Source organism: Virgibacillus sp. M23, assembly GCF_034190895.1.
Taxonomy (GTDB): domain Bacteria; phylum Bacillota; class Bacilli; order Bacillales; family Amphibacillaceae; genus Virgibacillus; species Virgibacillus salarius.
Genome location: NZ_JAWDHA010000051.1, coordinates 17,116 through 30,804, shown reverse-complemented (window position 1 = coordinate 30,804; position 13,689 = coordinate 17,116). Strand labels below are relative to the sequence as shown.

At 36.6% G+C, this 13,689-nt stretch carries 13 protein-coding genes; 9 read left to right on the top strand and 4 right to left on the bottom strand.

The genetic code is table 11. From position 1 onward, the window contains the following. The first annotated feature begins 704 nt into the window (after positions 1-704). The 3 genes from RVS70_RS16605 (at position 705) to RVS70_RS16595 (ending at position 1,697) form a co-directional block, all read left to right on the top strand. Positions 705-1,181: a DUF2975 domain-containing protein gene (locus RVS70_RS16605; RefSeq protein ID WP_026679991.1), complete on the top strand. Its 477-nt coding sequence runs from the start codon at positions 705-707 to the stop codon at positions 1,179-1,181. 9 nt (positions 1,182-1,190) lie between these two features. Beyond that, positions 1,191-1,409, top strand: coding sequence for a helix-turn-helix domain-containing protein (locus RVS70_RS16600; RefSeq protein ID WP_026679990.1), 219 nt, complete (start codon positions 1,191-1,193; stop codon positions 1,407-1,409). Between the two features lie 93 nt (positions 1,410-1,502). Next, positions 1,503-1,697 (top strand): DUF4177 domain-containing protein, encoded by a 195-nt coding sequence (locus tag RVS70_RS16595; RefSeq protein ID WP_026679989.1) that lies wholly within the window; start codon positions 1,503-1,505, stop codon positions 1,695-1,697. Positions 1,698-2,035: 338 nt separating this feature from the next. On the opposite strand, the gene RVS70_RS16590 is transcribed toward RVS70_RS16595, so the two are convergent. Further along, positions 2,036-2,344: a hypothetical protein gene (locus RVS70_RS16590; protein WP_051388252.1), complete on the bottom strand. Its 309-nt coding sequence runs from the start codon at positions 2,342-2,344 to the stop codon at positions 2,036-2,038. Between the two features lie 730 nt (positions 2,345-3,074). Beyond that, positions 3,075-3,959, bottom strand: coding sequence for a LysR family transcriptional regulator (locus RVS70_RS16585; RefSeq protein WP_026679987.1), 885 nt, complete (start codon positions 3,957-3,959; stop codon positions 3,075-3,077). A 157-nt stretch (positions 3,960-4,116) separates the two neighbouring features. Between RVS70_RS16585 and RVS70_RS16580 the strand changes: the two genes are divergently transcribed. The 6 genes from RVS70_RS16580 (at position 4,117) to RVS70_RS16555 (ending at position 11,663) form a co-directional block, all read left to right on the top strand. After that, positions 4,117-6,294 carry a malate synthase G gene (locus RVS70_RS16580; RefSeq protein WP_281949426.1) on the top strand — a complete coding sequence of 726 codons (2,178 nt, stop codon included), beginning with the start codon at positions 4,117-4,119 and terminating at the stop codon, positions 6,292-6,294. A 206-nt stretch (positions 6,295-6,500) separates the two neighbouring features. Next, a complete protein-coding gene (locus RVS70_RS16575) occupies positions 6,501-6,752 on the top strand; it encodes a GlsB/YeaQ/YmgE family stress response membrane protein (protein WP_026679985.1) in 252 nt (83 codons plus the stop codon). A gap of 473 nt (positions 6,753-7,225) precedes the next feature. Continuing rightward, on the top strand, positions 7,226-7,870 hold the full coding sequence (locus RVS70_RS16570) for a peptidylprolyl isomerase (RefSeq protein WP_026679984.1): 645 nt from the start codon (positions 7,226-7,228) through the stop codon (positions 7,868-7,870). A gap of 805 nt (positions 7,871-8,675) precedes the next feature. Beyond that, positions 8,676-9,857, top strand: coding sequence for a bis-aminopropyl spermidine synthase family protein (locus tag RVS70_RS16565; protein ID WP_121604680.1), 1,182 nt, complete (start codon positions 8,676-8,678; stop codon positions 9,855-9,857). 133 nt (positions 9,858-9,990) lie between these two features. Continuing rightward, the gene (locus RVS70_RS16560) at positions 9,991-11,082 is read left to right on the top strand and encodes a metallophosphoesterase (RefSeq protein ID WP_205389634.1); all 1,092 of its coding nucleotides are present in this window, start codon (positions 9,991-9,993) and stop codon (positions 11,080-11,082) included. A gap of 137 nt (positions 11,083-11,219) precedes the next feature. Then, positions 11,220-11,663, top strand: coding sequence for a GNAT family N-acetyltransferase (locus RVS70_RS16555; protein ID WP_321134095.1), 444 nt, complete (start codon positions 11,220-11,222; stop codon positions 11,661-11,663). A 93-nt stretch (positions 11,664-11,756) separates the two neighbouring features. Here the strand turns inward: RVS70_RS16555 and RVS70_RS16550 are convergent, their stop codons facing one another. Further along, positions 11,757-12,731: a trypsin-like serine peptidase gene (locus RVS70_RS16550; protein ID WP_026679981.1), complete on the bottom strand. Its 975-nt coding sequence runs from the start codon at positions 12,729-12,731 to the stop codon at positions 11,757-11,759. 577 nt (positions 12,732-13,308) lie between these two features. Then, the gene (locus RVS70_RS16545; protein ID WP_026679980.1) at positions 13,309-13,560 is read right to left on the bottom strand and encodes a hypothetical protein; all 252 of its coding nucleotides are present in this window, start codon (positions 13,558-13,560) and stop codon (positions 13,309-13,311) included. Between the last annotated feature and the right edge of the window lie 129 nt (positions 13,561-13,689).

The window sequence follows — 13,689 nt, the reverse complement described above, 5'->3', positions numbered from 1 at the left end:
AGAGCCTGATAATAGCGAAGGCCGGCCACTTCAACTCCTGTGGGAAATGTTTGACCTGAAGATCCACTTTTTTGAGCGGGTTTTGCTAAAAAAGTTAGCTGAAGGACAAACCCCACGGAAAGGGAAGAGGGCAGCCGGAGTGTTGGTCAAGCAGTAGCTATTATTCCATAATAGCTACTAGAGGAAGCGTAAATCTGAGCATGTAGTGATAAGGACTGAGCGAATTTTGCTCAGTTTTTCTTAGGTATTTATGAATCAGATTGTTAAGTTTGGTTTGGGCAAAAGTAGCGGGCACCTAACCAGTTAGTAATGAGGAGGATGTTACCATCAATGATAGAGTGGTAAGTAAGTTTTTTGGCTTGATGTTAGTGGATGTATTTACTTTTGGCATTCCTTTGTACTTTCTTCATGTATTCAAAAGACCTAAAGTAACGATGATAGCATCCATGTTTATGTTTCCGATAATCTTTTTGTGTTTATGGTTGATCCTTGAACTAATGTAAAGCAGCTTCACTTGTTTTTCTAAATGATAGAGCTTCAATGGAAAATGGATATACCAAGTAGCTTGTAGCATTTCTAGTCAATTAGGAATGCTTTTATATTTATTCCATTAAATTATCCAAAATGATAAGTATTTATTGAATTACAATAAATTTTGCATTATTATGTTGTTAATGATAAATAAGTGAGGTGCTTTCATGAAGATTAAGAAAGGTACAACCATTTTTTTAAAAATAGCTGTTATCCTTATTGGAATTATTGTACTTACATTATGTGTATTTTGGCTACCTTCGTTGGCAAGTAATACCGCAGAGCAATTTCCAGCATTTCGTCATTTGCAATACCCCATTTTAGTAGGTTTGTATAGTACGGCAATACCTTTTTATTTTGCTTTGTATCAAGCTATAAAAATTTTAAACTACATTGAAATTCATCATGCCTTCTCGAAGGCATCAGTGATTTCCTTACGCTATATAAAATATTGTGCAGTGGTAATTAGTATTTTATATGTAATAGGCGCCCTATACCTTATGTCACAGCATGCTTTTCACCCTGGAGTAGCACTTATCGCATTTACAATTATTTTTGCATCCATTGTTGTATCCGTTTTTGCAGCGGTCCTGCAGCAATTATTAAGTAGTGCATTAGCGATCAAAACAGAAAATGATTTAACAGTATGAGGTGGAAATATGGCAATTATAATTAATATTGATGTGATGTTAGCGAAAAGAAAAATGAGTGTAACAGAGCTATCTAATCGAGTAGGAATTACAATGGCTAACCTTTCGATATTGAAAAATGGGAAAGCAAAAGCGATTCGTATATCCACGTTAGATGCGATTTGTAAAGCATTAGATTGTCAACCTGGTGACATTCTGGAGTATAAAATAGAGGATAGTGACCGATAAGTAAGCAATCTGGTTTGGTATTCGGTGAAACCTCTGTACCTACTATTCGTATAAGGTATAAAATGCTTTTTGCAGCATAAGGAGGTTATCGATTTGGAAAAGTGGGAGTATGCAGTTGAAACATGGACCTTAGGAATTACATCTGCAGATTGTGAGGAGTTGGAAGAGAAGTTAAATAAGTTTGGTAATGAAGGCTGGGAGCTAGTGAATATCATTCCTCAAGTGGGTGGATTCGGTGGAGAAGTATCGGTTAACTTTAACCAAATCGTATTTAAGCGAAGGGCGTAAAATTTATTAATATCGCCTTCTGTCAAAAAATCCCTGAGCATAGTAGGGGATTTTACAGTGGAAATTAAAATATTTTGATTGGTGTTTTAAAAATTCTTGGAATAACCAAGATTGAATTTGTCATTATGCATATTTTGTAAATCAAAAAAGAACAAATTGGGGGATAAATGAACTCGTATCAGATAGTATCTCCTTTTGTATTAGCTGGTGTACCCACATTTTTGGATTATCACATGATCAAGCGGAAATAGGAGCTCTTGTCTAAGGTTTTTATCATGAAATAGATATGTAAAACAATGTAAGGTATTTTTGTAGTCGATGTATTAATCCTATACACCTTAATTGATATGGTCGTTATTTCCCCTACTTATTCCAATCGTCTTTAGTAGCATGTATATCAAATATATGCCAAGGTAAGCACCAGTAATTAAAAAGAAGGGGTTTAATAAAATGGCGTGAATATCTGTCATTAATACAGTGTTATTTTTTATTACGTTATAAATAGACAATGCAAGGATATTTCCAAAAACAACTAGAGACAGCAACGCACAAAGATTAAATACAATTTCGAACCGTTTGTTAGATTTTTGAGAAAAGTACAAAATAGTTGGTAAGATAGCGCTACCTAATAGAATTAGTATTTTCACAATACTACCACCTTCTTACAGTTTGTATCTTCAGTATTTACGGAAATACGAGACCCATACATATTTTTCTAACTATTACCGTTCTTTTTACTCTGGGTAAGATGAGGGGTAAATCGATAGGAAGAGAAATTCCGATGAAGGTTTCTTCCTGGAGATAGTTATTACGTTATTAGACGCTATAGAGAATGAAACATATCATTGGCTTTGGATTGGGATGGATTTTGTACAAAGAGACGTTTGAAATTAGTTAATGATCTTATGCATCAAGCCGTTTTGGGAGAAAATGAATTTACTCCAGATAAGTCTGTTCTGCTAACTACACATTGGGATAGTCATTTTCAATAATTTGTTCCAATGATAAGCATAAACTCGACAGGATTGTAAATGAATGCTGTCTAGAAAGCTTTATTGTGACAATCAAACAGATATTTATTGGAGTCTCCGACATTACCAAGAGACTGAGACAAAGAAATTAATTATCGTTCGTTTTTTGATCAGAATCATTCATTTAATACCTGACATAAGCGAGACTCCGGCGGGAACAGCACGAGTTCGAAGATCCACTTGGTAACGTGTTTTTCTTTACCAAGTTAGCTGATGCCGTGCCCCGCGGAAAGCGCGTATAGTTTCACGGTGCGGCGATAATCCTCCTATTGATAATATGATTATTCGTATTTTGAGTAAAGAAGTTGTGTTTTGTCCCAGCCTCGTCGAATTTTCATCTGTTTTATTAGTAAATAAAGTTTTCCGACATAGCAATAAACTCTCTGACGGCGTAGGGCAAATATTTATGCTTTTTCCAAATCATCCCTAGCTCTAGGTGTACGATAGGGTTTGTGAAAGGAATTGCAGTAATACTACGACTATTTATTTGACCGCATATTTTACTTGGTAACAGCGCAACTCCTAATTTCGCTTCTACCATTTCAATCATGAAGTCTTTTTGTGAGCTCTCACAGACGATTGTTGGTTGAAAGCCGTGGTTACTACACGCTTCCATAATCCTGTCATGGAGAGAAAAATCATTTCGATATAAGATAAAGGGTTCTTTTTCAATAGCGGCAAAATCAATCGACGCTTCATTTGCTATTGGATTATCAGTATGAACAATAAGCATTAACGGATCCTTTAGTAGCTGAATGATTTCAAAGCTTTCATTTTTAATAGGGATATTACAAATTAAGCCAATATCAAGCTCTCCCTCTCTAACTCCTTGTTTAATGCTGTTACTGCCAACCTCATGCAACGTCATATCAAAGGTTGGGTGTGCTTCCTTATAGTTGCTAATTAGTTTGGAAAAGAAAGCAGCACCTATAATCGGAGGTATTCCAATTTTGATTTCTCCCTTTTTTAAATGAATAACGTCATTAAGTTCTGCAGTTAAGTTATCAAATGCATCAAGTACATTCATTGCATTAACAAGAAAAGCACGTCCTGCATCTGTTAGCTCAAGCTGCTTTGCCCCGCGGTCGAATAATGGAGCGCCCAGTTCATTTTCCAAATTTTTAATGGTTTTACTTAATGAAGGCTGAGATATATGAAGTACAGTAGCGGCTTTCGTGAAGTTTCGTTGTTTCGCAACCTCTGCAAAGTATTCGACATGCCTTATGTCCATCTTATCTCCCCCTTTAACCAAGAGAATGTGTTACTGTTTTTTATTATACTGCAAGCTATAGCCAAAAGGAATAATGCTCATGCAAAACATATATTTTTGTTTCTACGCTACTCCGATTAAAATAATAGCAAGGAAGAATGGAAGAGGAGGAATAGCTATGACAGAATATGTGAAAGTAGGAACCCTACAAATTTCCAAGGAACTTTATGAGTTTGTTCAATCAGAAGCGTTGCCAGAAACAGGACTTAGTGAACCAACATTTTGGAAGGACTTCGCACAACTCGTTACTGATTTAGCTCCAAAGAATAAAGCATTATTAGCGGATCGTGATGCGTTCCAAGAAAAGATCAATGCTTGGCATAAAGCTAATGATGTAGTTGACTTTCAGGCATATCAAGCGTTTTTAAAGGGAATTGAATATATAGAGAGTCCAGTTGCTGATTTTACAATTGGAACTAAAAATATCGATGATGTAATTACAAAGCAAGCTGGACCGCAGCTTGTCGTTCCAATTGATAACGCTCGTTATGCTATTAATGCAGCTAATGCCCGTTGGGGATCTCTCTATGATGCTTTATATGGAACCGATGTGATAAATGAAGAAAATGGAGCAGATCGTATAGGGGCATATAATCCGATACGTGGAGAAAAGGTAATTGCTTTTGCCAAAGATTTTTTAGATAAACAAACACCGCTTATGGATGCCTCACATAAATCAGCAACGAAATACGCTATTGTGAATGGGAAATTAAACGTATCACTTGATGACGGAACGACAACTAGCCTAAAAGACGCTACGAAGTTTGTCGGTTATCAAGGCTTTACAGAAAATCCACATGCGCTGTTATTTTGTAATAATGGCTTACATTTCGAAATTCAAATTGACCGTACACATGCTATCGGTACAGTGGATAAAGCAGGGGTGAAGGATGTACTTATCGAATCTGCAACCTCTTGTATTATGGACTGTGAAGATTCTGTTGCGGCTGTTGATGCAACAGATAAAACACTTGTTTACAGGAATTGGCTAGGATTGAATCGTGGTAACTTATCATCGACCTTCACAAAGAATGGTAAGAAAGTAACACGTACATTACATGCAGATCGTAATTATATTGGATTGAATGGAGAGGAAATTACACTTTCTGGTCGCGTACTTATGTTTGTCCGAAATGTTGGACATCTAATGACAACGAATGCAATTCTTGATGAATTTGGAAAAGAAATTCCAGAGGGAATCATGGATTGCGTGTTCACAAGCTTGATGGCGAAGCATGATCTATTGGGTAATAGTCCATACCAAAACTCGCAAAAAGGGTCCGTGTATATTGTGAAGCCGAAAATGCATGGTTCCAAAGAAGTAGCATTTGCGAATGAACTATTCAATCGAGTAGAAGATATGCTTGATATGCCCCGGTATACACTAAAAATCGGTGTCATGGATGAAGAACGCCGGACAACGCTTAATTTAAAAAATTGCATTTATGAAGTTAAAGATAGAATTGTGTTTATTAATACCGGCTTTCTAGATCGTACTGGAGATGAAATCCATACGTCCATGGAAGCCGGCCCCATGATTCGAAAAGGAGAAATGAAGACTTCTTCATGGTTAAATGGTTATGAAAAAAATAATGTCCATACTGGTTTAAGAACTGGAATGAAAGGAAAAGCACAAATTGGTAAAGGTATGTGGGCAATGCCAGATTTGATGGCAGATATGCTAGCGCAGAAAATTGAACATCTACAGGCTGGCGGGAATACTGCTTGGGTTCCATCACCAACGGCTGCAACGCTTCACGCGCTACATTATCATGAAATAAACGTCACGGACGTGCAGGCGGAAATTGAAAAAGAGACAAAGGATTACCAAGCTGATATTTTACAGATACCAATTGCTAAACATGAAAATTGGTCAGTTGAAGAAATACAGGAGGAGCTTGATAATAGTGCCCAAACATTACTTGGCTATGTTGTTCGTTGGGTAGAACAAGGAGTTGGCTGCTCGAAGGTTCCGGATATTAATGATGTTGCATTGATGGAAGATCGTGCAACACTCCGCATATCTAGTCAAATGCTGACGAACTGGCTTCATCATGGAATTTGCAGCAAAGAGCAACTAATTAATACGTTAAAGCGAATGGCAAGAATTGTTGATAAGCAAAATGCGAGTGATCCTGCATATCGCAATATGGCTCCTAACTTTAACGAGTCCGTTGCTTTTCAAGCAGCATGCGATCTTGTATTGCAGGGGAAATCACAGCCAAGTGGATATACAGAACCAATTCTTCATCGACGCCGACTAGAAGCGAAAGAAAAGTACCATGTGAAAAGTTGACAAGAAATGATCGATTTCCAGTTATGTTGATAGAAGGTAAACCATTGTTTGTTAACAGGAGCACCTCTGCTTGAGGTTTATCAAGTAGCAAATAGTTAATGTGATAATTACTGATATTGCTTCATTTCTATAATTGTTTAAAACCATACATTTTGGGAAAGCTATTCCTATACCTAGAATCAAAACATCTATAGGAGGAAATCAATATGGGTTTTATTTGGTCATTAATTATTGGTGGTATTCTTGGCTGGCTGGCAAGTCTTATTGTTGGTCGTGATATCCCGGGAGGGGTTATTGGAAATATTATAGCAGGATTTATTGGCGCATGGCTTGGTTCACTAATCCTAGGTGAGTGGGGGCCAGAAATGGGCGGATTTTTCATCATCCCTGCTTTAATTGGAGCGATTGTTTTAATCTTAATCGTAAGCTTCATTATGAAAAGTATGCGACAAACATAAAAATGAATAAATATAGTAGGATAACCAAATGTTCATGTAGATAACTAATGTAACAGGAGAATAAAGGCCATCTATGAAGACTTTATAATAAGATTACGGAATCGTCTGGGTGAGGAGTATTACGTGGAAGAATACTGAGTCGTTCTTGTAATTGTAGTAAAGTTATAATGGTGGCGAGACAAAAAATGGAATACCAAACTATAATCCAAGCATACAAAGCTATGTCCGGATCGTAGTTTGGTTTTTTATCGTTCACATTTAGAACTGATGATGATTCCAACGGGAATGGATAAATACAATGCTAGTAGAAGAATCATGCGGGAATAACATAATTCCGTATGATCGTTCGTTTAAACTCTCTATTCTCGTTATTTGTTAGGTGGCGAATAAAAAATAGAAGATTAAGAAAATAGACCCATCTCCTTCATGCTATAATACGGACAAGAAATCTTACTAACCAAGGGGAATAAGAAATGAGAAAAAAACAAAGAATGAATACGCTTCAGCTTCTCCCTCTGCTCTTTTTTGCCATCATAATCGTTCTAGCTGGCTGTGGGAGTAGTGCAGATAAGGGAGAAGCAGGTAATGGCAAGGGAAGCAGTGACTATCCAAATGATGTGGAAGAAAATCCGATTGTAACGATAACGATGGAAAATGATCAAAAGATAAAGCTTGAATTATATCCTGAGATCGCGCCAAATACGGTAGCGAATTTCATAGCGTTAACAGAGGAAGGGTTTTATGATGGATTGATATTTCATCGGGTCATGCCTGATTTTATGATTCAAGGCGGCGATCCAGAAGGAACGGGAGCTGGTGGTCCAGGTTATTCCATAGAGGGAGAATTTAGTTCCAATGATTTTAAAAATGAGCTTAAACATGAACGTGGCGTAATTTCTATGGCTAGATCGGTTGATCCTAACTCAGCAGGCTCACAATTCTTTATTACGGTTGCCGATTCGCCACATTTGGATGGTGAGTATGCAGCATTCGGTAAAGTAACAGAAGGATTGGAGGTAACAGACGAGATTGTGTCTGCAGCTGAAGAACAAAAAATGCAGAAGGTAGAAGTTGATACGAAAGGGTATGAATATCCAAAACCTGATAAAGTTGAATAATCATTTTTTGAGCTTCATCCCACATATAACTGGAAGTTAAGCCCCCCACTTCTAGCAATGAAGAGAAACCAATATAGGTGAGTGTGGGATTGATTGTCAGTAAATGTCCAATTGGTTCAAAGGCCTTTAAAATCATACCCTTGTGGTACGTACAATTAGTGGAGGATACAAAGACTAGTACAATGTGATTGGGTAGGAGAAGTTCTCAAGCGCAACTACAGTTTTTATTTAGCATGTTAAAAATATATTGTGATCCCCACTAATGTGTGATATGCTGATTTCAACCCTATATAAAGAGGAGATAATTACATGGTAACAGGTGTGTTCAACTAATTCAGTAACTTAATAAGGTTTTAGAGTTCAAAAATGGTCATTTGTAGACAATACGAATGTTTATTTGAAATGGGCTTCTCTAACCTTCTGAATTAGTAATGAACAACGGTTAATCATGTCTTTAGAATCCTACGTGAAGAAGTGTAAAAACCCGTGCTGTTCAAGTGCGGGTTTTTTTAATCGCTTCAATCGTGCTAGGTGATTCGTAGAATGGACTTTTATTGGAAGTTCTTATGAATCATGCTTCTTTGGTATAGGGCTAGTAGACGGCAAATGACCATGTTCATTTGCCGTCTTTTTTTACACTGAAAAAATCTAGAAATCAGTGTGAATGCTAGCGAGGGCTATCGCCGTTAGATCTTGACGATTAGCTAAGCTTTCTAAATGAAAAGGGAGGAATAAGTAATGAATGTTTTTAAGAGTTATTTGAAGAGGAGTGAAAATAGAATGGAAATATGGAGGTATTATTATAATGGATATTATCGAACAGGTAGGTGCCAAACTTGATTTAGAAGAAGGTACAGCTGTTATCGAACAAGTAATCAGAGAATGTTATGTAGCGCCGGGGATTTCTACAAAGAATTTAGCGAGAAGGGTTCACCTTCCAGTACCAGTAACTGTCGCCGTAAAAAAAGAATTGATGAAGAAGGAAATATTAAAGCAAGATCGTGGTGTACGCTGTACAGTGAAAGGAAATATATTGGTAGAACAGGAGCTGGATTTTCAGGGATTAAACAAAACGTTATATCATAAACTTATATCGATCGAAGCTAATTGGTTAGACGAATGTCAGGACGTCCTTGCTGTGTTAAATCAATTATTTGCTGAGCGTCCGCAGGTTGACGTACAGTTAGATCAATCACAATGTACAGCTGAAACTAGTTTACGTCGAGCCATTCTCTGTCTAAAAGAGCATGCTTTAATTGGTAAACGTATCTTATGTATTGGAGATGATGATTTAGTTAGTATATCAATTGGCTTGCTATTAAAGAAATTATTTCCTGCGAAGCAAAGGTTTAGAACGGTTATTCATGTAATGGATATTGATTGTCGCTTTCTTCAATTCATCAGTGATTTCACAGAAAAAGAAGGCTTACCAATCACATGTATAGAGCATGATATGCGGTACCCGTTGGGCAAAACGTATGTAGCGTCATACGATTGCTTTTTTACAGATCCACCTTATACGCTAAACGGACTGGGGTTATTCCTAGCTAGAGGTATCCAAGCATTGAAAAGTAACCAAGGACGGCAAATCTTTTTATCTTTTGCACATAAGTCACCCGAATTTATGTTAGAAATGAATCGTTTGTTTGTTCAAATGGGATTGAGTATTGTTGCCACATATCCAAATTTTAATTCCTATGTGGGTGCTCAAATGATAGCAAACCAGAGCCAAATGCTTATTTTAAAAACGACAGCAGCTACACATATTGCAGATAACTGGCGTACTTTTTATACAGATCCCATCTATACTGGAGAGTTGAAGCAGTCAGAACGTATCTATAGCTGCAAGCATTGTGGAGAAAAATATCGTGTAGGGTATACAGGGAGATACAAAACAATTGAACAGCTAAAACAGGAAGGTTGTCCGAACTGTAATTCTAGCAACGGAATATTTATTTTAAAAGGAAAGGTGACGAAGAAAAGGTAATTATGATTAAAGGGGACCTAATAGTCCCCTTTAACATTCTTTTTTTGCAGATGCTTGCTACATAGAATATGATACACTAATGATAAATCAAAATACAAAAACCTGTGATTAGCTAGAATAGGGGATTACAAAAATGATGAATGCAAGCAAGTTAGCACTCGATAAAAATAGGAGAATGATCGTTATATCAGATATTCACGGGAATTTACAGTTGTTGCAGAAATTATTAGATAAAATAGCATATACGCCAGAAGATTATCTGTTTATTAATGGAGATATGTGTGAAAAGGGAGCAGACAGTCTAGGCGTAATCGATTTTCTCACTTCCTTAACGGCTCAATTGGAACGTGTATATGTAACAAAAGGTAATTGTGATATATTAATAAACTATGTATTTAATGAAGTCGAAGGCATTAAAAATTATATGAAGAAGCAACCAAATTCAATCTTAAACGAAATGCTGAAAAAACAAGATAAATCACTAGCTGATTTTCATAGTCTTAAGGATCTGAGTAAATTTTATCGTACGCATTATAAAAATGAAATTGATTGGTTAGAAGCTCTTCCCATCGCTTATGAAACAGAGCATTTTATCATTATTCATGCTGGGATTGAGGATATTCCCAATTGGCAGTCTACGACTATAGAAAATGCTTTGTCTATGCCTGCTTTTTATGAAAAGGGACACCGTGCGGATAAAACAGTTATTGTTGGACATTGGCCAGTCGTGAATTACACAACGCAATCGATATGTTCAAATAATCCATTAATTGATTTAGATAAACGAATCATAGCTATTGATGGTGGGAATCAAATTAAACGCGAAGGACAGCTTAATGCTTTAGTGGTGGATGGAGAGCAAATTTCTTTTACATTTGTAGATGAACTACAAGAAATGGCAATGATTCAACAATCTCATCAAGACACAACGGCTAGAGTAGGCACTGTTACATATCCGAATTATGAGCTTGAAATAATTAAAGAGGAGCCATTCTTTACACATTGCAAAAATATAGAACTTGGAATAACACAGTGGGTAAAGAATGAGTTCATTACGAGAAATAACAATCAACTAATAAGTAATAATGATATAAGTACAACTTTTTTATCTGTTCAGCAAGGTGAAATCATAAAGGTTATCAATAATGATTGTTCAGGCTATACCTTAATTAAAAACGATAATGGAGAAATTGGCTGGATACCGAAGAAATGTTTATATTCCTGAAACGGTAAAATGAAAAAGGTTGAGGTGGGGGGGAACGGTGTTTGAAACACAGAAAAAACCGAACCCTGTTATCGAGGAAGTATAACCTTATAGGAATCCGCTATTGGTTATGAAAAACAATCGATATAAAAGGGATGGTGACTGTAATTACTAGCTTTCATGGTATAAAAGAAGAGCTGGAAGAATCTGAGGTACTAGAAATATTGAAGGAAAGTGTATACATGCCTACCCAGGAAAAGCTAGCCGCTAGAGTACGTCAATATATAAATGAACCTACGATACTAGCATTTGGCTATAGAGACGATCGGCACATGGTGGGAGTCATTATTGTAAGCTATGATGAAGATACATGTCACGCAGTTATTAAAGATATAGCAGTTCGAGCAAATCTGCAAAAGTCTGGTATTGGCAGTACAATGATTGCTTACATGATGGAGGAATTAAAGCCGTCCATTATCACTGTAGAAACGGATGATGATGCTCTAGGCTTTTACCTCAAAAATGGTTTTGCGATTGTTAATCAGCAACAAAAATTTGCAAATATAACCAGATATAATTGCCACTATGATGTACGTAGTTAATTGGGGAAGATAGCTTAATACCTAAAAAGAAGTGGAACAAAAGTGTGTTCCACTTCTTTTATAGGAATATTCTTTTTTTGAAAATGTTATCGCTTAATCCATTAAATCAAACATATCCTTTACTGCTTGTGAATTTGGAGTTGCATACAAACGAGGTGTTCCAGAGGTAGATCTTCGTGATGTGACTGCGAAAACATATCCGAGGTCCTCATCTATGATTTCTCTTAACCATGGGCCACCACTTGCACCACCATTCATATCACAATTCATATAAGCATCACTACTAAACAGGCGTTTATATGTGTCACCATCACAATAATATGGTCTTTCACCATCATACGGATCCTCTGCTGGCCAGCCGAAAATACGAACATTCTGTTGTTCTGGACTATAGCCATAAGAAAGACCATTTCCTCCGACTACATGGATTAGGTTTTCTCCGTTACTCGGTCTAACAGTAACAAATGCTTGATCATAACTAAAGTTACTATCGTTTATCCAACCATTGAAAGTGCGTGCCTCTTGCCAATTCCATAGTCCATACGGTAAATCCCCATCATAATAAGCTGGAGCAAAAGCAATATTAGAATGCCAACCTTCCCCACTTCCTCCATGAACACAGTGTCCAGCAGTAATGATAAGGTTCTTGGCATCGCTATTGATTGCTGAAGCGGAACATACATAATCATTTCCTTGATAGGAAAAAAATACTTTGCCAGCTGTCGAGGGAACGACTACATTTATAGTCGCATGCTTTGGTCCAACTGGATCGGATGCATTACCAGGTTTCTCGCTTTCAGTATTATCATATTCGTTTGGAGCTGGTTTGTTTTCTTTAGGAAGCTTTTCATCTGCAGGAGTAGCATTTTTCATTTTTTCCTCTGTCCAATATCCAGCAGGATCAATTTCTGTAGATTCTTGAGTAGATGGTAAATCAGGAGCCTTTTTTGATGTAGTGTCTTTTGAAGACGTTTCATTCGAATTAGCAAATATAGTTGTAGTTCCGAGGCAAAGAACAATCACGATGCTTGTGATAAGACAAAACAGTACCCACTTCAGATTCTTCATTTTTTCATCTCCTTTTATTTACTGTAACATGAAACAGAATAGTGTAGAATCCTATGTTGAATCTTTTTCTATCTTTGGTTTTATCCCACATATAACTGGTAGTAAAATCCCTGATTCAAGCAATAAAAAACAACTATTGTTACCTGCTAGTAAATGTCTGATTGGTTCAAAGGCCTTTAGGTCATACATTTGTGGTAAGAATCATTCGTGTGAGATAAACAAAACCCCCAAGGATTGAAATTTTACTTTATTAGATAGAATGGGACAACTTTTTTCATTTCTCTAACTGTTTTTATTTCACACACTCTATACACTATGCAATATATATTGATTTAGAACAAAGAGTTTTTTACCATTCCAGGAAGAGATGGTATCATGTATAAATCTATCTCACATATAACTGGCAGCAAGCCCCCGCTCCAAGCAATATGGATAAGTGGTGGATCGACTGTCAGTAAATGTCCGATTGGTTCAAAGGCTTTTAGGTCATACCCTTGTGGTACGAACCATCCGTGTGGGATAAACAAAAACCCACACGGATTAAAGTTTCACTTTATTATTCACCATTTGTTTAGGATTAGCTCCTTCTTCTGTTAATTTTATCCAGTAATTTGATAACTTCAGATAGTCCGATAAAGATGAAGCCTATGACAATAGCAGGAATAACCCGCTGTACGAAATTCACCCAATCAATTGCATAATCACGTTTCCCGTTAGAATAGAAGGAAACGATGTGGTATGTATCTTTAAATGCCTGAAAACTTAAGAAAAAGCTGACTATAATACCTGTAGAAAATAACAGCACTCCTATCCAATTTTTTTGCTTCATGGTTACATCCTCCTTTGAGAGCTGCTTATAGTAATCGTACACAAATTGATAGTGATTTGTAAGTAGTTACTTTGTAAATGAAAATAGCTATTAAAATGTGGGACATCCAGAATATTTTGTAAACGCTTG

Coding starts and splice junctions, on each gene's coding strand:
- RVS70_RS16600 (WP_026679990.1), top strand. CDS start 1,191: ATGGCAATTATAATTAATATTGATGTGATGTTAGCGAAAAGAAAAATG.
- RVS70_RS16585 (WP_026679987.1), bottom strand. CDS start 3,959: ATGGACATAAGGCATGTCGAATACTTTGCAGAGGTTGCGAAACAACGA.
- RVS70_RS16580 (WP_281949426.1), top strand. CDS start 4,117: ATGACAGAATATGTGAAAGTAGGAACCCTACAAATTTCCAAGGAACTT.
- RVS70_RS16575 (WP_026679985.1), top strand. CDS start 6,501: ATGGGTTTTATTTGGTCATTAATTATTGGTGGTATTCTTGGCTGGCTG.
- RVS70_RS16570 (WP_026679984.1), top strand. CDS start 7,226: ATGAGAAAAAAACAAAGAATGAATACGCTTCAGCTTCTCCCTCTGCTC.
- RVS70_RS16565 (WP_121604680.1), top strand. CDS start 8,676: ATGGATATTATCGAACAGGTAGGTGCCAAACTTGATTTAGAAGAAGGT.
- RVS70_RS16560 (WP_205389634.1), top strand. CDS start 9,991: ATGATGAATGCAAGCAAGTTAGCACTCGATAAAAATAGGAGAATGATC.
- RVS70_RS16550 (WP_026679981.1), bottom strand. CDS start 12,731: ATGAAGAATCTGAAGTGGGTACTGTTTTGTCTTATCACAAGCATCGTG.
- RVS70_RS16545 (WP_026679980.1), bottom strand. CDS start 13,560: ATGAAGCAAAAAAATTGGATAGGAGTGCTGTTATTTTCTACAGGTATT.